The organism is Proteus sp. G2626, assembly GCF_009915985.1.
GTDB classification, from domain to species: domain Bacteria; phylum Pseudomonadota; class Gammaproteobacteria; order Enterobacterales; family Enterobacteriaceae; genus Proteus; species Proteus vulgaris.
Window position 1 is genome coordinate 707913 of the sequence record NZ_JAABNH010000027.1, and the last position, 26239, is coordinate 734151.

Sequence of the window (26239 nt, forward strand, 5' to 3'; positions counted from 1 at the left end):
GACTTCACACTATTTGTCTTAATTCGAGGTTGCATTATAAATGCAAATATCAATAAAATAAATATAATTTATTGATTTATAATTAAATATTAAAAATAAAACAAATTACACTATTTTAATCACTCATAAAACCTGACTACTTTCACATTATTTATAAATAAATTGTTAACAATGTTGCACAAAGTTGCAACATGAATGATATTAATAAAAATAACGGGTAACTGTACTTGTGAATTAGAAATAGAATATGAGGAGCACTGCATGAGTAGCACAACAATGGGTGTTAGACTTGATGAAGAAACCCGCAATAGATTAAAAGAGGCTGCACAGAAATTAGATAGAACATCGCATTGGTTAATTAAGCAAGCCATCTTCAACTATCTTGAACAAATTGAAAATAATCAGGTGAATATTGGCAATACCACATTTGATGAACAAGATATTAACGAAGACACTGAAACACCAACGAATCATTATCAGCCTTTCTTAGAGTTTGCTGAACATATTCACCCGCAATCTGTTTTACGCTCCGCCATTACATCTGCATATCGTATGCCTGAAATACAGGCTGTTCCTATGTTATTGCAACAAGCGACATTACCTGAAAATGAAGCTCAAGCAACACATAAATTAGCCTATTCCATTGCTGAAAAACTTCGTAAACAAAAAAACGGCATTGGGCGATCAGGGCTCGTACAAGGTCTATTACAAGAGTTTTCACTTTCCTCACAAGAAGGTGTAGCTTTGATGTGTTTAGCGGAAGCATTACTGCGTATTCCAGATAAAGCCACGCGTGATGCTCTTATTCGTGACAAAATTAGTCATGGAAATTGGCGCTCACACTTAGGACAAAGCCAATCGATGTTTGTGAATGCTGCAACGTGGGGCTTATTATTCACAGGTAAATTAGTTTCGACTCATAATGAAGAAAAACTCTCTAACTCTTTGAATCGCATCTTGACCAAAAGTGGTGAGCCATTAGTGCGTAAAGGCGTTGATATGGCCATGCGTTTAATGGGGGAGCAATTCGTTACAGGTGAGACTATTTCTCAAGCACTCGCAAATGCACGCAAACTTGAAGAAAAAGGCTTTAGCTACTCTTATGACATGTTAGGAGAAGCAGCATTAACAGAAAAAGACGCACAAGATTATTTAGTTTCTTATCAGCAAGCTATCCACGCCATTGGTAAAGCGTCTAATGGTAGAGGTATTTATGAAGGCCCAGGAATATCTATCAAGCTTTCGGCATTACACCCTCGCTACAGTCGTGCACAATATGAACGTGTTATGTCAGAGCTTTACCCTCGCCTGCTCTCATTAACATTACAAGCAAAACAATATGATATCGGTATTAATATTGATGCAGAAGAAGCAGATAGACTTGAGATTTCACTCGATCTACTTGAAAAACTCTGTTTTGAACCTGAATTAGCGGGTTGGAATGGAATTGGCTTCGTTATTCAAGCTTACCAAAAACGTTGTCCATTAGTCATTGATTATGTCATTGATTTAGCACGTCGGAGTCGTCGCCGCTTGATGGTTCGTTTAGTTAAAGGCGCCTATTGGGATAGCGAAGTGAAACGCGCTCAAATTGATGGCCTTGAAGATTATCCTGTTTATACTCGCAAAGTGTATACCGATGTTTCTTATCTTGCTTGTGCAAAGAAACTACTTGCATCTCCACACTTTATTTATCCTCAATTTGCAACACATAACGCACACACCCTTTCTGCAATTTACCATTTGGCAGGACAAAACTATTACCCAGGACAATATGAATTCCAATGTTTACACGGTATGGGAGAACCGCTTTATGCGCAAGTTGTGGGTAAAATTGTTGATGGAAAATTAGGTCGCCCTTGTCGTATTTATGCCCCTGTAGGAACGCATGAAACATTACTTGCCTATTTAGTGCGTCGCTTGCTTGAAAATGGGGCTAACACCTCATTTGTAAACCGAATCGCAGATAACACAATTTCCCTCGATGAATTAGTTGCTGATCCCGTAAAAGAAGTGAATAGAATGGCGCAAACAGAAGGCCAAATTGGGCTTTCGCATCCTAAAATTCCACTCCCTCATCAACTTTATGGTGATGAACGTAAAAATTCACCCGGTATTGATATGTCAAATGAGCACCGTTTGGCATCACTCTCTAGTGCATTATTAACCTCAGCCTCTGAAAATAGACATTGTGAACCGTTGTTAGGTGATACCTATAACTCTTCAGAAACTACTCAAGAAACTCAATCTATTTTAAACCCTGCAAATCATGCTGATACAGTGGGTACTGTACGAGAAGCTACAGAAGCTGAAGTAGATTTTGCTTTAACCATTGCTCAGGAAAAGGGTGAAATCTGGTTTGCAACCCCCCCAGCGCAAAGAGCATTATTCTTGATCCGAACTGCGGAATTAATGGAACAACAAATGGGACCTCTCATGGGCGTTTTAGTTCGTGAGGCGGGGAAAACTTACAGTAACGCCATTGCTGAAGTCCGTGAAGCCATTGATTTTCTCTATTACTACGCAGCACAAGTTACGCATGATTTTGATAACAATACACATCGACCTTTAGGGCCTGTGGTTTGTATCAGCCCTTGGAACTTCCCATTAGCCATATTTAGTGGGCAGATTGCAGCTGCTTTAGCTGCGGGTAATACTGTACTGGCTAAACCGGCAGAGCAAACACCGCTAATTGCCTCAAAAGCAGTAGAACTCTTCCATCAAGCAGGTATTCCTCGCTTTGCATTACAACTTTTACCCGGTCAAGGAGAAACCATTGGTGCACGTTTAGTGGCTGATGAGCGTGTACGTGGCGTAATGTTTACAGGTTCAACGGATGTTGCTCATATTTTACAAAAAACCTTAGCAGGTCGGTTAGACAGCGAAGGCCGTCCAGTGCCTTTAATTGCAGAAACGGGTGGTTTAAATGCAATGATTGTTGACTCCTCCGCATTAACCGAGCAGGTTGTTACGGATGTTATGGCTTCAGCTTATGATAGTGCCGGTCAACGTTGTTCTGCATTGCGTCTTTTATGTATTCAAGAAGAAGTGGCTGACCACACTATCGAGATGCTTAAAGGTGCAATGGCGCAAGCGATGATAGGTGATCCGAGTTTATTATCGACTGATATTGGTCCAGTTATTGATAAAGATGCAAAAACTGGCATTGAAAAGCATATTAAAACAATGCGCGCTGAAGGCCACGAGATTTATCAAGCTTCACACAATAGTCTGCCAAAACAACTTGAAAATAACAGTACCTTTGTTCAACCTACTTTAATTGAGTTAGATAAAGTCAGTTCACTAAAAAAAGAAATTTTTGGTCCTGTATTACACGTTGTGCGCTACGCAAGCCAAGATTTACCTGCATTACTTGAAGAAATTAATGCAACAGGCTATGGCTTAACAATGGGTGTCCATACACGTATTGATGAAACTATTGCTTATGTGGCCTCAAATGCCAAAGTAGGTAATTTATATGTTAATCGTAATATGGTCGGTGCAGTCGTTGGCGTTCAACCTTTTGGTGGTGAAGGATTATCTGGTACAGGCCCGAAAGCAGGTGGCCCGGTTTATCTGTATCGCCTATTATCAAAACGCCCCGAAAATGCGGCAACACAAACACTCGCGCACCAAGATGAAAAATACCCTATTGATACATCCATGCGTAACTTACAAACTTATAATAAGTATATGGAATGGCTTGAAAACAAAACGGAAAAAGTGCATTACGATGCCTTAAAGAAATACGCACTTGCATCACAAACGGGGACCTTACGAGTATTACCCGGTCCTACGGGTGAACGTAATACTTACCAACTAGTTCCTTGCGGCAATGTACTGTGTATTTCAGATAATGAACAAGATGTATTAACCCAAATTGCAGGTGTGCTTGCTTCGGGTTGTCATGCTATTGTCGCCAATAGCTCATTCTCACAGAAAACATACCGTGAATTACCTGATATTGTCAGAAAAACAATTACGCTTACTGAAAACTGGACAGATGATCGATTGAAAATTAATGCAGTAATTTATCATGGTGATAGTGATCAGTTACGTGAAACTTGTCAGAAAATTGCACAACGTAAAGGCGCAATCATCTCTGTTCAAGGATTTTCACGAGGTGATACGGGCTTATTGTTAGAACGTTTACTACATGAAAGAGCATTAAGCATTAATACTGCGGCCGCAGGTGGTAATGCGAGTTTAATGACTATTAGTTAATTAACACTCCTCTTTTTCTCTTGTTATTTTGAGGCCACCTTTAAATATCATTTTCTTAAAGGTGGTTTTTTCTTTTGTTAAATTATTATTTCTAAAGAAATAACTAAGATGATAGTAGTTTCAATGCTGTGATTGTTCTCACTCTTTTAATCTTTATCTATCGCCGACAATCTATTTAGTAAATATACTGATTACCAAGTCAACCAAAGCCTAGAAGTTGATTGAATTATATCTTTATGTATACCTTAAAAGTTACGCCCTCCGGGGCGTTTTTTTTACTTATTGTTGTCATACCATCAACACAATATTGTATTTAATACATCGATAAAAAATAGAAAAAACAAAGATGAAGCAAGAAAAAACAGAAAGGATGTTGAATTAAGTCAAAAGAAAAAAGGAGTAGGCTAAGCTACTCCTTTTAAGGTCTCTCTTGAACGCAATTAGTGACTACTACTGATCGATGATGGCTCTTGACACCAGTCGAGATATTGCTCGTACTTACGTAGTGCAATATTGTAGTTACTAAATGCAGAGGGAGTGAGCTTTTTACTCAGGTCTTACTGAATTTTCTCCGTCGTAAACTCTTGACGAGGAAAATTAGTTGAAGTCAGTAATTCATCGAGCCGACGTAAACGAACCACATACTCACGAACAGTACTGTGGCTCATCTCCGTTTGTTCAAACAAATACTGCTTAAAAGACATAATGTCAAAGTAGTCAGTTTCACTATTACAGTAAATCTCACTACAAAAACGGCATAGCGCAGAGAACTTCTCTTGTAACGTTTCCCACGTTTCATCATCAATTAAATCCGTCATTTCAGAAATGGCTTCTTTATTGATAACTTGGCGATTGAATACGAGAGAGATCCGATCAAGCGCCTTGTGGCAATGTAAACAATGAGTCTGGCTGTGTTTATAGTCTTTAATGTAACGGCTTAGCGGCCGTTTCTTTTGTGTTGAAACAGACATAAGAGATAAAGCCCTGTGTTGTAGTCTTAATAAACAAAAACAAAAATAAGCAAAACTTCTATTTCTCTGGGTTTAAGCGTGCTCGCAACCTTTTTATGGCCTGGCTGTGTAGCTGGCTCACGCGGGATTCCCCGACATTAAGCACTGCGCCTATTTCTTTCAAATTAAGTTCTTCCTGATAATACAGGGTAAGAACCATTTTTTCCCTTTCGGGAAGCAATTCTATCGCGTCTATGACTCTTTGGCGAATATCACTTTCTAATAACATCTGTAGCGGATTGTCATCATGATCTTCGTCTTGAGACGGCTCACAGCTTTCACCGTAAATTTCATGCCATTCGTCATAAGAGAACAATTGGCTGTTATTCGTATCCAATAGGATCTGCCGGTATTCTGCTAACTCAATCTGCAAATGATCAGCAACTTCCTGTTCTAATGGTGGTCGTCCTAGATCCTGCTCAAGTTGATGAATAGAATGAGTCACTTCTCTTGCATTGCGACGCACACTGCGTGGCGCCCAATCTCGACTGCGTAGCTCATCTAACATAGAGCCACGGATACGTTGAACAGCATAAGTGGTAAAGGCAGCGCCTTGCATTGAGTCATAACGCTCAACGGCGTTTAATAACCCAATTCCACCCGCTTGCAAAAGATCATCCAATTCAACACTCGCAGGTAACTTGACCTGTAATCGTAATGCTTCATGGCGAACCAACGGGACATATCGCTCCCAGAGGCTATTTTTGTCCATCACGCCTTCGGCGGTATACAAATCACTCACAACAAAAGACACCTTTGGATAAAAGACCGGAAACCATTATCTGGCGAAATAAATTTAGCAATCGGCTGAACAGTGAAGCAAAAGCGTCTCTTTTTCACCTATGCCAAATTTTTAGCAATAATCGGGTTTTCATTGATAAATTAATTTGTCATTGCATTACGAGAACTACTTTACCTTAAAACATCCACTGCTAATCCTTGGAAAAACCGTTAATTAAATTGATAATTTATCTCATTAAAAGAAATTGATGCATTGAATGTGCATTCTGTTCATAAAAAAATAACATATAAATCATAGTATTTTATTTTGTGGGATTTTAGCGTCTAATTCATGAGTTGGAATACTCATAAATGATTAATTAAAAAAACGATTGTTTTGATGATAAAACACCCACTACAGAATAATGTAATGGGTGTCATTTGAGGATTATTTAAGATTGAAATTAACGAAGCAGTGATAATACGTTTTGAGGCATTTGGTTTGCTTGCGCTAATACAGAAGTGCCTGCTTGTTGCAGTATTTGACCTTTACTCATATTAGACACTTCTGTCGCATAATCGGCATCTTCTATACGGCTACGTGATGCGGTCAGATTATTAACAGTGTTGCCTAAATTAGCAATGGTAGAATCTAAACGGTTTTGCACAGCACCCATGGCACTGCGTAAGCTATCAACTTGAGATAATGCTTTATCTAGTGTTGATAATGGTTGTTCATTAACTATATCTAAACCTGCTACCGCTGTTGTAGTAACATCCACTGTTGCTTTATCGCCTGTGGCACCTGAGGTTACCATTGCATTGAAGTAACCTTCAACGCCTTTTGTATCTACAGTTTGTACGATAAGTTTTGATTTATCGTCTTTACCATCGGCACCTTTTACATAATAAATATTATAGCTTTTAATTGTACCTTGTGTAACTTTGTCATCTAGCGCTTGAGTATTAAGCTGTTGCATTTCTTTAGGTAGTGTTGTACCCCCTGTTGGAGTCACTTCCACGTTGGTTGCTTTAGAACCAATTTTGCTTTTTACTGATAAATCCAATTTATCAATACCTAATGTAGTCGCATCCATTTTTTTCAGAGCAACACTGATTTGTTCTTTATCATGCGCACCCACTTGTAAATTTAATGTACTGTCTTCGCTTAACACTTTTACGCCATTAAATTGTGTTTGTTCTGAGATACGATTAATTTCTGCGGTACGTTGATTCACTTCTTCCTGAATAGATTTAATGTCGGATGATGTGAAAGTATTGATTAACGCTATTTAGCCTACAAAGCCACTATCCATGCCAGCCAGCAAATTTTGACTTTGCAGAATTTAATCATTTTTACCATCATTTCACATATATTGTGTCACAATCTCGACACAGTATGTCACACCTCCTCATTTTTAATTCCACACCCTGCTATACTCTCCAAAAACTAATCAGATCTGTTAGCTATTAACAAATTTCACATCATTCTAAATTGCCCCCAAACACCATTAATCATAGTTCGCAAATATACCGACATATTTTTTTCAACCATGATCTCTTGTTTACCATATTTTTGAGGCTTCAGATTAGCACTATCTTGAACTATTGTTGTTTTAACATATCCAGAATTGAGATCCGGTTGCCCTGTAATACCAAGTGCGTATAAAGAATCGGTATATAACTCACTTGTTTGCAAATTATCCAGTTGTGACTTTGTTAAAGATATTTTGTAACATTTTAAATCTTGGTTATCAGAGTAATAACTGCTAAATGTTCCTTTATTATTAATCCTTCTGTGATTGTTTTTTGTTAGAATAGAACTCACTTCTGGATAAGATGAATCGGCATAAAAATTATTTCCTTGTAACCCATTCCCTGTAATTATTGTTGGCTCATCATATTCTTGAGATGTTTTTATTGTAATAGGCGCTTGAGGTTGTTTAATTCTTGCTTTTCCTGTTTTCTCCGCCACGCTATTTCTAAAGAATGTGTTCCCTACAATACTACTACCTGTTGAGTGATTTATGATAATATCACCAGCACCAGTGTCAGCAGAGTCACCATTAGAAAAGAAATTAGAGTTGATTGTTGAACTCTGTAGACTACCGCTAATATTGATACTTTCAGTCGCTGAAATGAAAAATCTATTATCGTTAATTAGACTTCTTCTTAAATTTCCTTTGAGCTTTATTGGCGTTCCAGTTGGAATTACAGACACAAGTCTGGTATTGCCATCAAAATAGTTATTTAAAACCTGAGTGTGGGTAACATCGTTAAGTTCTGAGTAAATACCAGCATCCATTCCAGGAACAATTTGAACTTCACTAATCAAAGTACTGGCGGCATTTAATACTATTGAATGGCGCCGATTGTTTGACCAAACAACACATGGCCATATAATACTATTATCTGAGTAATCAACTCTTATGGTTCCCTCATAAATATGTGATATAACTGAATTCGTATAAGATATGCCAGCCAGATGCAAACCAAATTTCAAGTCTAGTTTTTCATCTTCTGATAATGAACCATAGTTATTGGCGTACTCCTTGGTGTCTGGAATTATTTCAAAATCAATAACTGATCTAGTAACTTTTTCACATACTACTGACCATGAATTTGTTCTATCTTTTCCGCCGTCAATGATGCGCACTCTAAATTCAGTATCAGCAATCTCATTATTTCCATTATTTATGTAAATACACTCACCGACTTCGTTGATGTAATGAAGAACAGCTCCACGACTAGAATTAACGCCATTATTACTTGTTATTTTTGTTGTTTTATTAATAAAATACTTACCATCATTAACATAAACTGAGCCGTAATTTATCGCCCCCTGTAGGCCTTTCGTATCTTTTGTTGCATTGCTAATTTCTCCATCACCAACCGCACCCCACGCACGAGGATCGCACGGCATCTTTATGTTTTGCCTCAATTGCAAACCGTTATGCAAATTGATAAATTTACCGCCATCTTCAACACCAGATCCTGACTCAACAACCGTAAAAAATAATTCACCAGAATTCCCATTTTCGTAGTAATTCTCGACTGATACCCTATCTCTAATTTTCAAACTGATGTCATTAATAGCGTCATTTATAGATTTAAATCTACGATGGATAATACCTATTTCAGCCCTCAATTGGTCAGGATCATATTTCAATACGTTAGGATAATAGAATTGCTGTGCTCCGTAACTGTCGTACACAGCCATGCTATGGCCTTCAACTGTCACGAACTTAGCAATCTGACCATTGTAAACAGGAAATCCAGCCTGATTGATAATTAATGGCTGAGGAACTGGAATGTGAGATCCATCTTCGCTCTCTAAATAAACCTGAATTTGGTTTTCTGGTAGTGTTGGGTCGGTATCAACTTTTCCAATGTAAATTTTACCATTACTCGCCGCTTGGAATTTCCTTGCGAGAGTGAATAATTGTGACGGCATTGACACGACGACATTAGGGATAATATCTGACATTGCTTTCTCCAAGCGTGAGTAGTCACGGCAATGATATCACCGTGGTCTTATTGTGAATAAATACAGTAGGTTATATTATGTTTGTCCACCAAAAAATAGGGTGAGACAAATGGCAAGAGAAGATACGCAGTTCAATCTACGACTTACTGCTGAAACAAAAGAGAAGCTAAAACAAAGAGCAAAGATGAATGGTAGATCTTTGAACTCTGAGCTTGTTCACATAATTGATATTTATTTATCAACTCCTTCATCAGTAGTTGGGTATAGAAGTGATGCTGAAAAACTAGCAAATCACCAAGCAGAAGAAGTTAAAAAGGTGGTGTTCGATACATTAGTTAAACTATATAATGATAAAAAATAAACAGTGAGGCTGTGGTGATGATATTTAGTGATAAAACTTTAGTTCCACATAAAAATGGACTTAGTAGCCCAGAAAACGCAAGTGAAGAACAAAATTATCCTGACTTTGAATATTGCATAACATCAGTGCATATGAAATCAAAGCTTGTGTCAGCAATTACAAATCACTCTGTATCATCTAAAAAATTTATTGAAAGTGAATTAAAGAAATTCAATGAAAAACACTCTGAATCTCGTAAGTATTTTGAGTCTCTTTTTGATTCTGAAGAGTCAACATCAAAGCAAATAAGAGTTGAAATAGACACAGATTCCCTTTCTGATAACCTGTATTGCCTATCTAACTTTAATGATGAAATGCTAGCAGTAAAACCAAAATCAATACATCTGATACTAAAAGAATCCAACCCTGAAAAAGCAATGAGCAACATTGTAGGTCATTGTTACTTTGATGATAAAAGAGAAGAAAGAGAGTATTCAATAAAGGAAGGGAATGACTCTCTTGAGATACTATTGCCTGTAAGCTCAGAAATATTTTCTAATATCTTTACAGGGGTTGAGAATGGTAACAATACCATTTATGTGTCGATTTATTTCCTTGGCTATGCAGATACTATTAATAGAATGTCAGCAATAATCGCCCCTTCCACATGTGTTATAGACGCATCCTGCATGGGAGATAACTTTGTAGCGCTAAAAAACATATCATTGTTATCAAAAGATATTTCTACAAATGATGATAGCAACGACATGTCTGAAGTAGAAACAAATGATTATCAAGTGGATGATGATAACAATGAAATTATTAAGGAAGTATCATCTAAAATTGAGCTTATAGATAGAAATACATATGAAAATACCGTTTTGCTAACATCTATAAACTCAAATATTAGAGTGATGTCATACCTGTTAATATTTTTGATTGCCTTGTTTTTGTTTAAGTTTATCTGGTAAAGAAGGGCTATTGCCCTTCCTTTTATTTCCTAGCCTCAGATTGCGAACCAGCACTTAAACTTTGTGAGATTGTAGAGACTGCCTTTTCGAACTTACTTGTTCCTGCTGGAGTTCCTGCCAATCTCATCACTGCTTCTCTAACCGGTTTGCTTTCATAAATGCGAGCTAGTGCGCCATAAGTTCCAGCGCCAATTGCCGTTGATGGTTTTATTGCCGCACCTAAACCAAGTATGAATGGGATTGCTTGCTGACCAGTTGGCGTTGTGACACCAGCTTTTGACGCTTGACGTGTAGCTTCTAAATACTTCTTCAACCCATTTATATAAATAGCTTCTTGACCTCTAAATGCTATTCCAGTTTGGTTTGACATGATATTTAGTTGCCTTAAGAACTGATCAGGAGAATCACCCGCTTTCTCAATTGCTTTACCAATAATGGCGTTCCTCATTTGAGCACGGCCTCGGGTGTCAACTGAGTTATACAAACTTCTAATTTCAGATTTGTTTTTGCTAAATAAAATATTGTTAACCACCTCTGGCGTCAAATCACCTTTGGTTAAGATGCTCTTCAGTCTAGTATTTAATATCTTATTAGCTTCATCTGCGTAGATAGCATTGGCTTGGTTATACTTACGCAAAGCATCAGCGCCTAAGTTTGTTGATATTGCATCACCAGCATCATCAGACATAGCTTTATAAACTCTATTTATCGCGGCATCAGAGCGATTAGGCATAGCCATTCTCTCACCCTTGACGTCCTGTCTAAATTGAGTTCTTAAGTCTCTTAGTTGAGAAATATCAACATTACCAGATGCAAGTTCATTTCTGTAAGACTGTAATTTTGAGATGGTCTGTGTATCAGCAACCTCACCAAGTTTAGATAATTTAGATATTTCGCTATCAATCTGATTTATTGCTCGGTTAGGTGTGATAGGTACACCGGATAACGCATTCTGGATTGATTCCAGCCTTTCACCCGCCGCCTGTTTTATTGTTGAAGTTTTTCGTTTCAAGCTTTCAACAACTTGGCTAGGATCGTACTCACCAAACCTGTCTGCAAAATCACGAACAAGTTTACTCCTAGCCTCTTGTTGATTTGATCGCAAACCTGCCGTACCAGCAAAAGGAATGTTTTCAGCGGCACCTTGAGCTAATCTTCCAGTTTTTGATTGCGGAGGAACAACGTCAGTCGTGTATAAAGGGACATTATTCTGCTTAGCGAATTCTGACAGCTCAGATGCCTCTTGAGTTGGCTTACCGGTTGCTACCCGATAACCACTATTAACAAGCTTCTCTGCCGCTTTAAACCCACCTCCAAGACCAGCTGACAGAGCTGTTTGCAATGGATTGATATCACCACCACCTGCCATATTAACAGACGATTGTAGAGCTAAATCTGTACCTGCTGATTTTGCAGTAGCACCTAACACTGTTGGCGCTCTGGCCGCTGGAGTGAATGCAACTGCGTTCGCGATAAATGGCATGACATCTTCAGATGACAAACCGGGCTTGTTTAATGCGTAGCGACCCGAAGGTAAATCAACTAGTAAATTCCCTTTCTCATCTTGAGATACTTGCCCGCCCATATTTCCGATAACTTTTACAAAGTCGTTATCATTACCGAACATTTGCACCCAAGCCGCTTTCATTGCATCAGTATTAAATGCGTTCATTTCTGGCGAAGACATGATCCCCTCAAGTCCTTGAACCTCGGGAGTCATCTTGCTTTCACCAGTAAATGCATCTATTACGTTTTCACGGAAACCTTTAGCATCCTCAGATGATCGTTGTAAACCTTGTGAAAGGTTCTGGTTGGCTTGTTTCATGCCAGCAATATAGCTGTTTTCTGGCTGTGGTTGCTGGGTTTCTTGTTCTGGCTGTGATTGAGGGAGTGGGTATGCCGTATAAAACTGTTGTCTTGCGTTATCTACATCATTGCCAACATTAGGAGCAACTACTTCATTAAAATATTGCTCCTGTGCTGATACCTTTTGTTCGTTAGATAGTGATTGATACTCAGGTGATGAGATCACCTCTTTCCATGGTTTAGCCATTACCCACCCCAGAGATTAGAATACCCACCTTGATTATTAGCAGGCGCTTGTTGTGTTGGTTTCTGACTTGCTGGTGCGCTTAAGTTGGCATTTTTCCCAGAGTTGAAGTCCTTGTTGTATTGCTCGATTGCCTTTAAAGTCTCACGTATGGCTCTTGGGCTGGAGAAGTCAGGCTGTGGCAATCCTTTCTTGTATATCTCTAATTCAGCTACAGTATTAATGCCACTGGCACCCATTGCTTTTGCTTTTTCAATACTCATATTTTGCATGTTGCCTAAAACCCTTTCAGCTGCATTATATAAGTCTCTTGTCTCATCATCGTTTAGTTTGGTTCTATAGTCCGATGTGATAGGAAGTTTGCCAGCACCACCAGTAATGCCCGTTATTGAAGACAGGGTTTTATCATCTGCATCAAGCAACTTCTTCATATCAGAACTCATCATATTGGTTGTAGCCATTCCTTCAGGCTGAGAAATGCTTGATAATGCTTTTACTGGAATAGTTACCACATTGCCATTCGCATCAAAACCTTTGTAATATTTGGAATCACCAGCGCCTTGCGCATTGGGGTCTATCATCACAGTCTGCCCGTTAGACAGTTGAGCTTGTTGCATTTCAGTTCCCGACTTGCCTTTTAATGATAGGAACTGTTTACGTTGTTCGGGTGAAAGTGTCATCATGTACTCATACTCCTGAACTGCCGCTGGCTTACTTCCTGCTGAGCTAGCGGATCGCATCGAGTTTTGAGCAGAGATGTTCTGGCCACGAACCTGTATCTGATGACCTTCTCTTGTTAGTGCTTCACCAGCTTGATTGCTTCTGATTTGCTCATCTAAACGACCTTGGTCAATCTGTCTGCCAAGTTGTTTATCTTGCAAGTTAAAGTAATCATCAATACCAAGTGATGACATGCCAATGTGATCTGCTAACTGTACAGCCGCCTTAGGGTCTTTCTCTGCAATAGAAACCGCCTCCACAGGGTCAATACCAAGGCGGCGAAATGTATCTGCATTTTGTCTAACGTAATCAGTGGCATTACCATTCATTACCGCATTGCGATAGCCAGATGATAAGTTACCCAAAGATTCACGAACATCAGCAGAAACACCCTGCATACCGCCAGTGATAGCTTGAGCGTATTCAGGATAAGTCGCTAGTAATTGCCTCATGCCATCACGATCACTATTTGCGTATGCCTCACCCCATGCTTTTTGGAATTCACCTAGTCGCTCTTTGGCTTTATTTTCCTGATAGATACCAGCAAGACCTACAAGTCCATTTAATGCTTGTAAGCCCATATTATTAGCACCAGAGCGAGCTAGTTCATTGCTTTGATTAATTGAGTTGATAACAGGATTTGCATCACTGGCTCTTGGTGCGTTGTCATTAAATTGACCTATCGAACCAAGAAAGCCACCTGAGTTAACTGATGGTTGCCATGTAGCCATTAGAACAATCCTCCCAATAAACCAACACCAGCGCCAATACCAGCACCCCACGCAGTACCAAGACCGGGAACAACGCTACCTAGTTGAGCGCCTGCCATAGCACCACCAAGACCTCCCATCATTCCTTGTTGCATAGATGACGGTCGATTAGCAATAGCCGCTTGAGCGTTTGCATTTTGTTGTAGCAATTGCCCCATATTGTTTGCGTAGTTTTGGCCAGCACTAGCCTGACCCTGCAAAGCACCAAGCCCAACGTTGGCTAAGTTCTGGTAGTTATTCATTTGGTCAGCCAACCAACCTTGACCAAGCGTAGGGGCAATAGATGCAAGCTGATTGCTTGTTGCTGTCGAACCTAACCCACCAGTAGCTTCCGCTCCAGCTAATTGCTGATAACGCGCTTGATTTGATAAATCGTTAAATGCTTGAGAGTTGTAGTATTGGTTTAATGCTTGTCCTTGACCTTCTAAAGAAGATAAGTTTTGCAATTGACCAATATACTGTTGAGCGAGTGGCGTAAACGGTGCAAGGTTTTGCATGTTCGTCTGCCACATTTCACGCTGTAACGCAGTAGCTTCACGAGTCGCATCAGCTTGAGCGCCTGCACCACCATCACCACCACCTTTCATATATCCATGCATTGGTAGCAGTGAGTTTCTGAATTTCTCTGAAATAATCAGCATTTTAATAACTCCTCGTACTGTTCGCGTTTTAGTTGATAGATGGTGACACCTACTGATTTACCGTTACTGATATACGCATCATCTAAATGACCGACACGAGTAGCGCCAAGCATTTTCACAATAACGCGACCATATTTTGTGGTATCAGGAACCATAGTTACTGAGTTAGTGAATTGACTGTTTTCCAGTAACCATTTGCAGAATAATTTGTGTGCATCAAATGCGTACTTACCACGGAACCCAGCCTCAAAGATGGCGTGACACTCAACAACTGTATGCCAAAAATTGCGCACCTCGAAAACACCAACCAACAGAACTCCCTCATAAATACCCAAGTAAAGCGCATCAGGTTTAATGAAATACTGATCATTGCTATCAACGATATTTCCCGTGTTCGACTTATCATTTAAAAACTCAGATAGTCGAATAGGATTATCAATAATTTTAATTTCCATTAGTCTATTAATCCGTGTAATCGAAGCGCATCTTCAAGCGCCTTGATACGTTGCCTCGCCTCAACCAACCCACTTGCTAGAGTTTGCATTTCTGAGCGAGTGTAATCGGCGCTGAATGAGTAGGACTGGTTAGCGTTAAACGAGCCCTTAAGTGATGTACCTGTTGCTGATGTAAAGCCAGTAACACGAGTGCCGACAACTTTAGTTCCGTTTACTGAGTAGGATGTTGAAACATCGATAGGAGATAAAAGCTTCTGTTTTTCTGTTTTACTGAGAGAAACGTAATCAACTTTAATTTCAGATATTTGACCATCAAGGTCTTGTATCTTTATTTTTAGCCCATCAATGTCCTGCTCAACGTTAAGAACTCTTACCTCTAACTTAGATAAATCCTCTTCTGTTTTTGTGATTCTCTCTTCATGATTCGCTAGCTGAATACCATGCTCAACAATTGTTTGTTCGGCATCACCAAGCCTTTCCTCATGATCTTCAAGAATAATATCTTGATCATCATTCCTCTTTTGAGCATCAAAAGCTTCGGCGCCAGCCTCATTTGCACGACCAGCTACCTTAGCCATGTCATCAGCACCACTCAAGACTATGCGTCGATAGGTTTCGCTAAAGTTATCAGGCAGGATATTTGGAACAATATAAGAGGCTTGAATCTCTATGGGGTTAGAAAGGTTTTCATTAGCCATTATTCAACCCTCATCGATAGATCGCTCAGTGTTACAGGCGACTTAGTAATAACGCGAACCTTAAACCCTATGTTCTTTCTCACTCTTCCTACTCGTCGCCATAACACACGGCGGTCATATTGGAATGGTGAGTTTTGTTCAATCATTTGCTCTCGACCAAAGTTAATGCCGTCAGTTGTTGCAGAGAGAAATAACTTATCGGCAATCTGAGCAACGCCTGTTGATGCCTCAAGCTCTAAATCGAACACCCTTGCGTTATCGGCTTTAGCCATAGGTGTGTATAGAATATGCTCTACCTGCTTGTCGTACTGAGATGATTTATTGAAAGCAAGATTGCCAATAACCCCCTCGGTTTTATCTGCGATAGTGATCTGATTACCTTCATACATAAAATCAATTGCACGATAGGTTTCGTCATACAGTCCAGACTTTAGAATGCACCATTGCGGATATTGCTGACTTCCTGCTGCGTCAAAGCAAAGCGTGTGACGTTGTAAGTGAACAATGAGTAACTCATGACCATCAAAGCGAATAGTCTCAAGAACTGCCAGTGACAACTCGTCTGAAGTATAACTACGGATGATCTTATCAATGCTTGCGGTAGATATTTGACTAGCAGAACCAGAGCCAAGGATATAGACAGATGGCGCACCGTTAGCTGGGTTACTAATGAACGCAAATGATTCACCGAACTTGCACTTAGCATCACGACCAGCAATACCTGTCTGAACCATGTAAGATGGCTGTGGCGCATATATTACTTGCGACGCACTCGTTGAGCCGGTAATTGTAAAGTATTCGATAGTTGATGAACCAAAACAAAGCACCATGTCACGCCAAGAATCGATAGCAATAATGCCGTCAGGTTGAGATTCAGCGGTGTAAAATGGACGGAATTTATCAGGCTTTGACTCATCATCTAAATCAGTAACTCCGAACCTTTCACCGCCTTTCTGTAACCAAATGTAACGACCTCGGTTACGAGCAACGTCAACAACATCACCTAATTCGTATTGAGTATATTTTTCGACTACCTCTAACACTTCTTGTGTCATTACAAATTCAGTAACGTCTTTGGCTGTTTGTTCGCTGGATTTAGCAAGGTTAATTTTATACGTGACTGTAATTTTACCTCCAGCACGCTTAATGCCTTCTACCAGAACGTCAGTAAGATAAGGTTTCTCGTCATCTTCCTGCTGAGATAATTTAACGCCCACCATCTGCTCAGTAATAAGCATTTCATTACCGGTTTTACCATCAGAAGTTTTAGGCGTGATTTTTAACGTTAAGAACCCATCCAGACCATCCTTTGTGAGTGGCACGAAATCATCATTGCCGTCTTTATGAGTCCATTTTTTAACGTCGCGTTTATAGCCTTCGGTAATTACCTTTTCCTCAGGCCAGTTAGATAACTCCTTAACCTCACCATCATAACGATAGAGTTTTAACTTTCCGCCTGACGCCACTGCTTGACTGTAACCAGAGTGCGCCATAGTAACCCTATCTTCACCTTGAATGTCAGCAATGGCATTCTGTCCACGATAAAGCTTGTTACCACACACTCGATAGACCGTGTTGTTTTTCGTGTTGTACTGAACACCACGAGATACACCATCAACACTATGACGTTTTTCTAATGCAGGAAACGAACGCAAATAACCGGACGCATTTAATACTTCTTTTGGTGTGGCCAACATATTAACTGGAAGACCGTCAATGTAATCTGCTGTGTGCGGGTCTTTTCGCAAACCTCTAGCAAGAGGAATCTTTACCTGTGGCATTAAACCCCCTTTCGACGTAATAGCTATCTACGCCTAAAGCTGTGTATTTATTACCTTGACCAACTGGCATATCCCCACGCCTATCAATAGATGGAACCTTAAGCGTATCAAGTAATAATGCATCATAAGAAGAAGACGCTGATGCCTCTTGTCTTGGTGTTGTCTCTAGCCCGTAATCAGTTAATATTCTGAGTAACAATTGATAGCCGATAGCTTGTTTGTATTTGCGAGGTAAGCCAGAATCATCACCTGGTGCTGGTTGCTCATCTTCTAGTGAAAACTTATAACCCAAATCACCAAATGTTATTTGTAGTTCGGACATCATATCTTCTAGATCATGAATACCATCCTCTACCGATTGCGGCTCAGCATCAGTTAGCGTCGCATCGGAAGCAACGCCAGCCTTGCGCAACGCAAATAGAACAATTTCACCTTTAGTCAGTGTCACTGCCATTTGTTTCTGCCTTCTTAGTTGCCTTAGATTTCTTTACCTCTGGTTTAACAACCTCATCAACCGAAGCGACGAAGCCAAGTTCCTTAAATGCAGGAAAATCACTAGCCACAATGACAGCCTGTACATAACCATTTTCATTGTTAGCCCATGCGAAAACGCTTTTACGTTCCATATTTACCTCAAATAAAAAAGGGAGCCGAAGCCCCCAAATAAACAACGAGGATATTAGACGTTCCCGAAGAACTGACCGCCAAAGTGTGGGTTGAAGCACACATAGGCAGGCAGCAAGTCAAAACGCATCATTTGCTTGTTAGCATCACCATCAGCATATTTGTGTACACGGATAGAGAAACCTTCATATGTGGCCACTGCTGAATCAATGCTGTGTAATTTTGGCAGTGGGATAGTGCCCAAACCACAGAACATTTTATTAAAGAATAGATTAGGCTTCATTTGCTGCTTAGCAGTACCGATCACCACAACCTCATCACCTGCTGCTACTTTGCGATCAACTGCGTTGTACTGTGTGTTTACTGCGTCATACACCGGAACACCAGAAAGTTTAACAGTGACATCACCAGTACCATCAGAGTTTGCATCTTCAAGAACGGTAGCAGTGAAACTGATAGCAGTGGAACCGTTATACAGAGTTTGCTTGCTTTGCTGATTTAACCAATGTGTTGCAGTGAATTTAACCTGATCACCAGCCTTAAAGAATCCAGTCTTGCTTGCTGTTGCGCCAGTAAGAGTGACGGTGAACTGATAGGAATCTTTAATAGCAGTGTAATCCACTGTTGGAGCTGTTTTAACAGTCAGTGTTCCACCAAAATCACCTTGCTCACGAGATGCCAAGCCATTTGACATTAGGGCTTTAATACCGCCAAAGTTACCAGGAATTTGTGCATTTTCCCACGCTGTACGCACTAATTGGTCAGACGCATGTAGGCCAGTTTGTGCATCAGCAAGACGTTGAGCAGACCACGGATCCATTACTGCGTAGTTATCGCCAACTTTAATTCCAATGTCTTTCAGGAATGTAGCTGTTTGAGCAACATCTGACCACTTAGCAATTGGCGAATTTGGCGTACCAAGTGACAATGCACCATTATTCATCATGAAGTGAGCTAATTCAGTCTCAAGATCAGTGACCATTCGGGCATGAATTGGTGCTAAGATTTGGTCGAGCTGATTTAACTTTAACGCCTCTTCAACTTGCGCCCACTCAACAGCGACAGTGATATAATTACCAACCCGACCAGTAGCCTTACCTGAAATAAGACCATTTTTTGCTTTACCAGTGATGTCACCATCAGCCGTACGCTCAGAGCTGAATTGATGCGGGCGCTTAAAGCTGACACTTTCGCCAGTGCTTGAGTTGATTTCTCCAGCCAGCAATTGGCGATCAACTGTCTTACATAAAACTAAGTCGGACATAAAGCCCGGTAAAAACTTTTTAAGTACAATCTGACTTACGTTTGAATCTAAGTTATTAGCCATGTTTTACACCTTGTTTATTCAATAATTGCGCCAGGGCACAGTTTGTTTAATTCATCAGTCGTGACGCTTCCCGCTCCACCTTTAACCTCCGGCTCAGGTTTAGGTGCTTTCTTTGGTTTTGGTGCTAACTTAACTTTCTGGCTAAGCTGACCAAGTAGGAATGCTGCACGTATTGGGTCTTTCTCAGCTGTAAGCCGCTGGCGCAATTCTTTATTCTTACCAAGTGCATAAGCAATTAGCTCTGTACCTTCATCGGCAGCTCTAAGTAAAATTTCCTGATGGATGATAGGAACTTCATTGGTGACAATCTCTTCCATCTCAGCGTAATCTTTTACAGGTAACTTAGATGCTCGTTGCTTATGATCTTCCAGTCGCTTAAGGATTTTTTCCTTATAGTCGAGCTGCTCTTTCTCCTTGGCTTTTTTGCTCTGATCAGCACGGCTTTTTTTCTCATACCAATCAGTTAATGCTTTCTCGTATGCCTCTTCACTCCAATCACATGACTCTAGTGTTGGCTTCTGAGGTATTTCATCATTATGATTAACCGCTGGATCTTGCGTTTGCTTGGCTGTAATTTCCTCAAGTTGGCGCTTTAGTTCACGGTTTTCTTTCTGAGTATCTTTAAAGCCTTTTCGAAGGTCTTTAATCCATTTAGCCGTAGACTGGTCTTCAATTAAATCTTCTTCATCAGTCAACGATATTTCTTCATCGCCGATTTGCAAGGAGTAATCTTGCTCCTGCTCGACACTCTGATCTGGTTTTACTTCAGCCGAATCACCAGTGACAACCTCGGCATTATTAGCGGCATTATTCTCACTAACTTGCGTTGATTGTTCTGTATTTTCCTGCTGTTGTGATTCCTGATTTTCAGACATGGGTACAGCCTGACCATCAATGATCAGTTCGTTTTCCATTTATTACTCCTTAACTCTGCGAGAAGTCCGCAGGAGACTGTTGGTTACTTTGTGATTGAATAGTTTTCGCAACATCTAGGCTTTGCTTATGCTGCGTGTCTGTTGCTTTTAGAATTAACTCGGCATCTGCTCGTGATGAGTCGCCTTGTTCTTTCTGGAAGTTATGTAACATTTTAAGCGCCTCTCTAATTTCAGCGCGCTTTGTGCTATCTGCTGATGCCAGAAGCTGGACAACTTTAGCCTCTGCAACTCTAGCTTCTGTTTGTGCTTGGAATGCTTTAACCTGGATGGATAGCTCTTCGTTTTTCGTCTTCTGGACTTCTGCCTGTCCTTGCAAGTACACACCTTGCGCTGCCAATAACTCAGCGTTAGGTTGTTGCGCCTGTTGCTGTGCCTGAACGACAATTTGCTCTTCTTCTACATTGCGAGGTTTTACGACACCTTGAGTAAGCAACTGATTGCGGTTGTACTCCTTGAACTCATCAAGACCTTCACCATCCATATTGTCCAAGATAATCCCCTGAACAACTGCGCGCATAGGATCTTGAGGAAGCATCCCAGCAAGAAGATTTGTCAGCACTGAAACAGTGGCATCACGCCTTGCTGTATAAGATGGGCCTACATCAACCGTGACATCATAACGACCAGTAGATAAATCATTCATGGCTACAATTTCGCCTGTTTGTTTATCTCGTATCATCACAGACATCAGCGCTATATCATCAGTACCATCCTCATTAACTACGCGAACTTGCCTATCAGATCCATATACTTCTCTAGCCATCGACAGCCATACTTCACCAGCACGTTTCAAGCTCTTAGCCATGTTATCCAGATAGATAAACGAAGCCATGTCCGATCGGTGCATAAGACTATTAACGGTCTCTTTGGCAATATTGCTAGGCATTTGCTGCATTGCCTGACTAGCACCAGTTACTTCCTGAATATCTAAGCTTGTTTGCTGCAGCAGCGCAGCCATTGCCTGATTAAGTGGCTGTGGTTGCGTATAACCAATTGCTGATGCTGGAGCAATAACATTGCCTTGCTTATCGGTTATCTCATTCAGAGGAAGGAATGCAGGCCTTTTTGAGTTTCTATCAGCCCAGTGTTTTTCAAGCCCTTTAATCTGTTGCTTGCCAACAATAGGAACTGATCCTGGGTCTTGCGCTGCTGAGTCAGCAAGCATTGACACCTGCAAGTTATAAAGGCGTTGTGCATCCATTGCTTTTGAAATATGCCCCTCAACTCGCTCGACGTCATCAATAAACCAGCGTTTACCATAAACAGGGATTAAAGGAATGTGTTCACCGGGTATTCTCTGAGATTTCTCAAGGAATCCATCACCATCGACCACTGACACATAAACTCGACGGCGCTTAACTGTTCTTCGAGCAACTTCAACAAAGCCGATATCAATTAATTCATCACCAACCTGCTCAAGTTGTTCGCTGTCATAGGTAACAACCTCTGAAGTAATTGGGTTTTGGAAACTGACAACATCAACTGATTCTTTTCTTACCTCATAATACTTAGCAATATAGACGACATCAGAATCAAACCAGTCATAATCCCATGATCTATCAATGCCTACATCTAACGTTGCTGGGTCTTTTTTGTACTCAGCCTTGTACTTCTCGGTGGATAGCGAGTACATGCAAAAAGCCCATTCGGCATCAGACTTGTCATATTTCTTGGCGTCAGGGTCAAACCACACAGAACGAGACGGATCATAAATAGGCTCGATAGAAATTCGCTGTCTGTCATCCATCGGGTCTAACTCATTGACCAAGTTTGTTGTTAACCTAAAGCAACCAAATCCACCTGTTGCTGCATCATCAAATGCATTATCACAAGCCTCACCACCGTCAGTCTCTTCGTAGTCAGCACGAAACAAACCATTTAATTTATCGGCTAAATCTTCGCTTGCTTCTTTGTCACCCGGTCTAAACTTAACTGTGATTCGATTATTGCGATACTCACTGATGATCCTGTTTAGCTCAGTGGCTATCTTGTTTATTTCAAACTTAGGGTATTTCTCAAAGTGATCATTGAGTTTAGTACCCGCAGAAGTTGCACCCTCCCATTGACCACCGGGAACTCGTGCAAACCGTGTTGCTTCGACGCATTTCGCTCTCACATCTTCTTGCGGTGAGTGCGCACGGTCAAACCTGAGCATTATTCGCTCATGTCTTTGTTGTAGTGTTTCAGCCATAGTTACCAACTAGAAGATGATGGGACGTAAATCTCTGTATCGTCATGAATAATCACAGGGCAATACATAGACATCATGAGGGAGTCAGCCAAGTTAGGCGATGGAATGCCAAGTTTGACTTTCATATCAACCTTGGTCATTAGCTCTAACTTGCCATTACCGTTAAACTTACGTTGAATTTGCGTAAGCTCTGCGAATAGTTTTTCTAACATCTGTTCGCCAATCGCTTCTTTATCGAAGCTAATCATGTCGTCAGGGTTTGCATATTCGCCATGCTCTACTGCTCGATAAGTTAAATAGAGCCTGTCAGCCAATGCATAGTAGAATTGTGCGCGCTTGTTTCTGAATACATCGCCGATGGTTCGACTATTGTCACCGCTAACTACTTCATCAGCCCATGCGCCAGATTGATATAACGCATCCTCATCGAAAGGAGACTCACTACCTTTGAACATGGTTACTGTTGTTTGCTTTCCAGTGAATGCGTCAGTAACTTGCCTGCGTAATGCCGCACCCAATCCGTCACCATCCCATAGGAAGTGATCAGCGCCATCTTGAATAGCTTGCTCCGTAGCCCAATCAGCGCCCTCGTTAACATCCATTAGCAAACCTTCTGCAACTTTGTTAACTACTGATCCCCTGCGTGAAACATACCCCTTGGCATCACCGCCAGTATCAGACGGGTCGTGAGTTGAAATGACCGCACCTTTAGCTTTCCATCCTAACTTCTTGTGTGCGTCGGTAGCAGCCTCTAACCATTCACGTTTAATAATAGCCATATCACTAGCGCTTACTGGCTCACCCAACCAGATATGCCGATATAGCGTTGGATTCTTGCGTTTGCATTCCTCCATCTCTAATCGCAATACATCAGGGAAGTGAGGGTTGTCGGTATAGTTGGCAGTAAGCAAGCAAATATCATCAGGTGGGTTAACAACGAAACGCTGATAGGTGTCATCAAGAATGTTTTTCGGGTTAAAGCTCACCCATATTTCAGAGTTAGGCTTTCGAATTGTCGGGATCAGAATATCCCAACTCTCTTTTGTTACCGCCTCTGCTTCCTCCACCCAACAAACATCCACACCTTCAAGTGACTTAATCTTTGTCGGGTTATTCTTGATGCCGTAAAACATAAACTCAGCGCCAGTGCCAAGATGTTTAATCATAGTGCGCTGAATTTCGAACTCATTGTTATAGCCCTCTCTCTCTATCGTATCTTCAAGAAGCCTGATAACTGAGTCACTAATACTGTTTTGCAATTCACGAGCGCAAAGTATACGTACCGGCTGCCTCCTTGCTGCTTCAACGAGAAGCCTAGCTATCGCCCAAGATTTACCGCTACCCCTGCCACCTTTAGCGACTTTGTAACGGTGCGCCTCAATGAATGGCATAAAGATAGGGTTTATCTGTGTCATGCTATTTACCGAATAATGAACTCATAGGTGATGTTTCTATTTGAATTGCGCCGCCATCAGCACCAGTAATTTCCTGTGTAACTTTGTCGCCATACTTCTTGGGAGACATTCTAGCCAGCGACCATTTTCGAGTGTCGATCCTAAGCTTAGCCTTAGCCACCTCAGCGGAATCAGGAAGCACGTCATCAGCTATTTCTAGAATCTCTTCAAATAATGCATCAGCCCTTTGCTCTGTTGCCTTCGCGTATTGGTCTCGAAACTCTGCATTTTCGGATAACCAACGGAATACTGTCGCTTTACTTGGCATTCCAGGTCTCCTGCAAACCGATCGCAAACTTTCTCCCTCTGCAAGCTTTGAACAAATGTCATGAGCAGTCTCAGGCATGTAATCAGACGGGCGACCACCTTTATTTTTCTTTGTCACAGTGACCTCCTTTAATCAATTATCCAGCCCACTCGTAAATGAGCTGTGTAATTAACTACTTTGCGAATAGGTCCAGTGCTTCTTGAGCTTCTCGCGCCGCTTTCTGTGCTCGTGATACAAATTCACTTTCAGTCTGACACTGCTTATATGAGTCTTTGAATAACTCAAACTTGAGAGCGTCGTCTTTTACGAACTCGATAGCCGCTTGAGCCGCTGCAGTATCATTGCCAACCAGTCGTAATAGCTCTAAGCGCATTTGATTCTGTGCTGTAATTTCTGTCATTTGATGTTCCTGTGTGAAGTTAATCGCAACCATCATCACGTATCACTACGTTACTTTGGTCGCTTACGGCTTACCCGTCAGCAAGAAGGATCACCTCCTGTTACCTTGTCGGGGTTATTCTTGAATTACCCAATCTTCTGCGAATAAATCACCTTGCGACGGAACCCAGCCGGGCTGCATAATTCCTTGCGCATTCTTTAAATCAAGGTGTGGGGCAATAATAAATTCACCAGTAATTCCTGCTCGATGGTAATCGCTCCCCTCACGAGGCTCGCTTACTGTGTAGCCACCTGCTTTAATTACGAATTGATTCGCACCATTCCATCCTGACCGTGAGATTTTTTTTCCTGCCTTGACAGCTTCAAGCGCCTTGCCAAAATTAACCATTTCATACTCCTTTAGGTATTAAAAAGCCCCGCTATTGAGCGAGGTTTGTTTTGTTCTGCCTTATTGTTTGTCACTTAATTAGTGAAGCTGCGTATTCGATTAGATATAACTTCGGAGCTATTAGTATTTTCAGCCAAAAATTTAAGCTCACAACTGAAATGAGCACACCAATAAAAAGCAAACCAAGTGGAAATGGTGTTCTAATGAAATCATACGAAATTGAACTCAGATTAAATCGAGCATCTCCATCATAATAAGTCCATAAAGCACCTTTTCGACGCTGACGACCAGCCCATACGGGAATAAATATAGCGAATGCAATAGTCGCCAAGCCAAAAGCAAACCAAATGATACCCATCGCCATCTTCCATGCTAATAACTGACTAATCACTTCAGGAATTTGCGCCTGACTAAATGCCACCGCAGAATCGATACCACTAGATGCCTTTTCCAGTAAATCAATCAGCACCTTTGATGCTTGCTCGCTCATCGTAAACACTCCGTTTTAATGTAATCCTGTAAATACAAAGTTTGCTGTTCGTTCTCGACTATCATTTCTCTGAGACGTAGATAATCTTGTTCAACTGCTTTGTTAAGTCGTGCGGTGGCTTCATCGCTTCCGCTTTCGGTGGAATTCTTGGTAACTGTTGGACACTCGGCTTTGACGTACACCCGCTTAGAGCCAGAGCTAACAGCATCACGAAGAGTGTTGATTTCATTCTTTGCACTGGCTAACTCCTGTGAGTGACGAATATCGAGTTGATTTAATCGAGTGATACGGGCTTG

The 26239-nt window shown here is 40.8% G+C and carries 22 protein-coding genes and 2 pseudogenes; 3 read left to right on the plus strand and 21 right to left on the minus strand.

The window, feature by feature from the left end:
* Positions 1–261 precede the first annotated feature (261 nt).
* Complete coding sequence (gene putA, locus GWJ05_RS15735; RefSeq protein WP_161681487.1) at positions 262–4224, plus strand: trifunctional transcriptional regulator/proline dehydrogenase/L-glutamate gamma-semialdehyde dehydrogenase; 3963 nt, start codon at positions 262–264, stop codon at positions 4222–4224.
* 440 nt (positions 4225–4664) lie between these two features.
* Here the strand turns inward: putA and fliZ are convergent.
* From fliZ to GWJ05_RS18630, 4 genes and pseudogenes are all read right to left on the minus strand, one after another.
* Positions 4665–5195 (minus strand): annotated as a pseudogene (gene fliZ / locus GWJ05_RS15740) (flagella biosynthesis regulatory protein FliZ).
* A gap of 58 nt (positions 5196–5253) precedes the next feature.
* On the minus strand, positions 5254–5976 hold the full coding sequence (locus GWJ05_RS15745) for an RNA polymerase sigma factor FliA (protein WP_036912728.1): 723 nt from the start codon (positions 5974–5976) through the stop codon (positions 5254–5256).
* Positions 5977–6418: 442 nt separating this feature from the next.
* Positions 6419–7174: pseudogene (locus tag GWJ05_RS18755) on the minus strand (flagellin); the annotation flags it as partial.
* Between the two features lie 260 nt (positions 7175–7434).
* A complete protein-coding gene (locus GWJ05_RS18630; RefSeq protein ID WP_237585133.1) occupies positions 7435–9441 on the minus strand; it encodes a phage head-binding domain-containing protein in 2007 nt (668 codons plus the stop codon).
* A gap of 109 nt (positions 9442–9550) precedes the next feature.
* Here GWJ05_RS18630 and GWJ05_RS15760 point away from each other — a divergent pair, with 109 nt between their 5' ends.
* Together GWJ05_RS15760 and GWJ05_RS15765 are read left to right on the plus strand one after the other, a co-directional pair.
* Positions 9551–9802, plus strand: a complete 252-nt coding sequence (locus GWJ05_RS15760) for an Arc family DNA-binding protein (protein ID WP_115065261.1) — start codon at positions 9551–9553, stop codon at positions 9800–9802.
* Between the two features lie 17 nt (positions 9803–9819).
* Positions 9820–10752 carry a hypothetical protein gene (locus GWJ05_RS15765; protein WP_161681488.1) on the plus strand — a complete coding sequence of 311 codons (933 nt, stop codon included), beginning with the start codon at positions 9820–9822 and terminating at the stop codon, positions 10750–10752.
* Between the two features lie 22 nt (positions 10753–10774).
* On the opposite strand, the gene GWJ05_RS15770 is transcribed toward GWJ05_RS15765, so the two are convergent.
* From GWJ05_RS15770 to GWJ05_RS15855, 17 genes are all read right to left on the minus strand, one after another.
* Positions 10775–12805: a lytic transglycosylase domain-containing protein gene (locus GWJ05_RS15770; RefSeq protein ID WP_161681489.1), complete on the minus strand. Its 2031-nt coding sequence runs from the start codon at positions 12803–12805 to the stop codon at positions 10775–10777.
* Complete coding sequence (locus GWJ05_RS15775; RefSeq protein WP_161681490.1) at positions 12805–14253, minus strand: phage DNA ejection protein; 1449 nt, start codon at positions 14251–14253, stop codon at positions 12805–12807. Before GWJ05_RS15775 ends, GWJ05_RS15770 begins: the two co-directional genes overlap by 1 nt.
* On the minus strand, positions 14253–14933 hold the full coding sequence (locus tag GWJ05_RS15780; protein WP_161681491.1) for a DNA transfer protein: 681 nt from the start codon (positions 14931–14933) through the stop codon (positions 14253–14255). The genes GWJ05_RS15775 and GWJ05_RS15780 overlap by 1 nt, the downstream gene beginning before the upstream one ends.
* Entirely contained in the window at positions 14927–15388 is a 462-nt protein-coding gene (locus GWJ05_RS15785; RefSeq protein ID WP_161681492.1) for a DUF2824 family protein, read from the minus strand. Before GWJ05_RS15785 ends, GWJ05_RS15780 begins: the two co-directional genes overlap by 7 nt.
* Positions 15388–16086, minus strand: a complete 699-nt coding sequence (locus tag GWJ05_RS15790) for a phage tail protein (protein ID WP_161681493.1) — start codon at positions 16084–16086, stop codon at positions 15388–15390. The genes GWJ05_RS15785 and GWJ05_RS15790 overlap by 1 nt, the downstream gene beginning before the upstream one ends.
* Entirely contained in the window at positions 16086–17867 is a 1782-nt protein-coding gene (locus GWJ05_RS15795; RefSeq protein WP_237585134.1) for a packaged DNA stabilization protein, read from the minus strand. Before GWJ05_RS15795 ends, GWJ05_RS15790 begins: the two co-directional genes overlap by 1 nt.
* Positions 17839–18321 (minus strand): packaged DNA stabilization gp4 family protein, encoded by a 483-nt coding sequence (locus tag GWJ05_RS15805; RefSeq protein WP_161681494.1) that lies wholly within the window; start codon positions 18319–18321, stop codon positions 17839–17841. Before GWJ05_RS15805 ends, GWJ05_RS15795 begins: the two co-directional genes overlap by 29 nt.
* Positions 18302–18493 (minus strand): hypothetical protein, encoded by a 192-nt coding sequence (locus GWJ05_RS15810; RefSeq protein WP_161681495.1) that lies wholly within the window; start codon positions 18491–18493, stop codon positions 18302–18304. Before GWJ05_RS15810 ends, GWJ05_RS15805 begins: the two co-directional genes overlap by 20 nt.
* Before the next feature lie 53 nt (positions 18494–18546).
* The gene (locus tag GWJ05_RS15815) at positions 18547–19818 is read right to left on the minus strand and encodes a P22 phage major capsid protein family protein (protein WP_115065253.1); all 1272 of its coding nucleotides are present in this window, start codon (positions 19816–19818) and stop codon (positions 18547–18549) included.
* A gap of 14 nt (positions 19819–19832) precedes the next feature.
* Positions 19833–20732, minus strand: a complete 900-nt coding sequence (locus GWJ05_RS15820) for a phage capsid protein (RefSeq protein ID WP_161681496.1) — start codon at positions 20730–20732, stop codon at positions 19833–19835.
* Positions 20733–20742: 10 nt separating this feature from the next.
* Entirely contained in the window at positions 20743–22944 is a 2202-nt protein-coding gene (locus GWJ05_RS15825; RefSeq protein ID WP_161681497.1) for a portal protein, read from the minus strand.
* A 2-nt stretch (positions 22945–22946) separates the two neighbouring features.
* A complete protein-coding gene (locus GWJ05_RS15830; protein ID WP_124743771.1) occupies positions 22947–24359 on the minus strand; it encodes a PBSX family phage terminase large subunit in 1413 nt (470 codons plus the stop codon).
* A 1-nt stretch (position 24360) separates the two neighbouring features.
* Complete coding sequence (locus GWJ05_RS15835) at positions 24361–24744, minus strand: ubiquitin carboxyl-hydrolase (protein WP_069368037.1); 384 nt, start codon at positions 24742–24744, stop codon at positions 24361–24363.
* Positions 24745–24838: 94 nt separating this feature from the next.
* The gene (locus tag GWJ05_RS15840; protein ID WP_161681498.1) at positions 24839–25066 is read right to left on the minus strand and encodes a DUF2560 family protein; all 228 of its coding nucleotides are present in this window, start codon (positions 25064–25066) and stop codon (positions 24839–24841) included.
* 114 nt (positions 25067–25180) lie between these two features.
* Positions 25181–25453: a DUF2829 domain-containing protein gene (locus GWJ05_RS15845; protein ID WP_161681499.1), complete on the minus strand. Its 273-nt coding sequence runs from the start codon at positions 25451–25453 to the stop codon at positions 25181–25183.
* A gap of 70 nt (positions 25454–25523) precedes the next feature.
* Positions 25524–25943 (minus strand): hypothetical protein, encoded by a 420-nt coding sequence (locus tag GWJ05_RS15850; RefSeq protein ID WP_161681352.1) that lies wholly within the window; start codon positions 25941–25943, stop codon positions 25524–25526.
* Positions 25940–26239, minus strand: a 300-nt coding sequence (locus GWJ05_RS15855; RefSeq protein WP_202612569.1) for a lysis protein, incomplete at its 5' end; no start/stop codon positions are given. The genes GWJ05_RS15855 and GWJ05_RS15850, both read right to left, overlap by 4 nt.

Excerpts from the sequence above, each read along its gene's own strand:
- GWJ05_RS15850 (WP_161681352.1), bottom strand. The coding sequence starts at position 25,943 with ATGAGCGAGCAAGCATCAAAGGTGCTGATTGATTTACTGGAAAAGGCA.
- GWJ05_RS18630 (WP_237585133.1), bottom strand. The coding sequence starts at position 9,441 with ATGTCAGATATTATCCCTAATGTCGTCGTGTCAATGCCGTCACAATTA.
- GWJ05_RS15765 (WP_161681488.1), top strand. The coding sequence starts at position 9,820 with ATGATATTTAGTGATAAAACTTTAGTTCCACATAAAAATGGACTTAGT.
- GWJ05_RS15825 (WP_161681497.1), bottom strand. The coding sequence starts at position 22,944 with ATGGCTGAAACACTACAACAAAGACATGAGCGAATAATGCTCAGGTTT.
- GWJ05_RS15835 (WP_069368037.1), bottom strand. The coding sequence starts at position 24,744 with ATGCCTGAGACTGCTCATGACATTTGTTCAAAGCTTGCAGAGGGAGAA.
- GWJ05_RS15795 (WP_237585134.1), bottom strand. The coding sequence starts at position 17,867 with ATGCCACAGGTAAAGATTCCTCTTGCTAGAGGTTTGCGAAAAGACCCG.
- GWJ05_RS15805 (WP_161681494.1), bottom strand. The coding sequence starts at position 18,321 with ATGGCAGTGACACTGACTAAAGGTGAAATTGTTCTATTTGCGTTGCGC.
- GWJ05_RS15815 (WP_115065253.1), bottom strand. The coding sequence starts at position 19,818 with ATGGCTAATAACTTAGATTCAAACGTAAGTCAGATTGTACTTAAAAAG.
- GWJ05_RS15780 (WP_161681491.1), bottom strand. The coding sequence starts at position 14,933 with ATGCTGATTATTTCAGAGAAATTCAGAAACTCACTGCTACCAATGCAT.
- GWJ05_RS15840 (WP_161681498.1), bottom strand. The coding sequence starts at position 25,066 with ATGACAGAAATTACAGCACAGAATCAAATGCGCTTAGAGCTATTACGA.
- GWJ05_RS15785 (WP_161681492.1), bottom strand. The coding sequence starts at position 15,388 with ATGGAAATTAAAATTATTGATAATCCTATTCGACTATCTGAGTTTTTA.
- GWJ05_RS15820 (WP_161681496.1), bottom strand. The coding sequence starts at position 20,732 with ATGGAAAACGAACTGATCATTGATGGTCAGGCTGTACCCATGTCTGAA.
- GWJ05_RS15790 (WP_161681493.1), bottom strand. The coding sequence starts at position 16,086 with ATGGCTAATGAAAACCTTTCTAACCCCATAGAGATTCAAGCCTCTTAT.
- GWJ05_RS15810 (WP_161681495.1), bottom strand. The coding sequence starts at position 18,493 with ATGGAACGTAAAAGCGTTTTCGCATGGGCTAACAATGAAAATGGTTAT.
- GWJ05_RS15760 (WP_115065261.1), top strand. The coding sequence starts at position 9,551 with ATGGCAAGAGAAGATACGCAGTTCAATCTACGACTTACTGCTGAAACA.
- GWJ05_RS15830 (WP_124743771.1), bottom strand. The coding sequence starts at position 24,359 with ATGACACAGATAAACCCTATCTTTATGCCATTCATTGAGGCGCACCGT.
- GWJ05_RS15770 (WP_161681489.1), bottom strand. The coding sequence starts at position 12,805 with ATGGCTAAACCATGGAAAGAGGTGATCTCATCACCTGAGTATCAATCA.
- GWJ05_RS15775 (WP_161681490.1), bottom strand. The coding sequence starts at position 14,253 with ATGGCTACATGGCAACCATCAGTTAACTCAGGTGGCTTTCTTGGTTCG.
- GWJ05_RS15845 (WP_161681499.1), bottom strand. The coding sequence starts at position 25,453 with ATGGTTAATTTTGGCAAGGCGCTTGAAGCTGTCAAGGCAGGAAAAAAA.
- putA (WP_161681487.1), top strand. The coding sequence starts at position 262 with ATGAGTAGCACAACAATGGGTGTTAGACTTGATGAAGAAACCCGCAAT.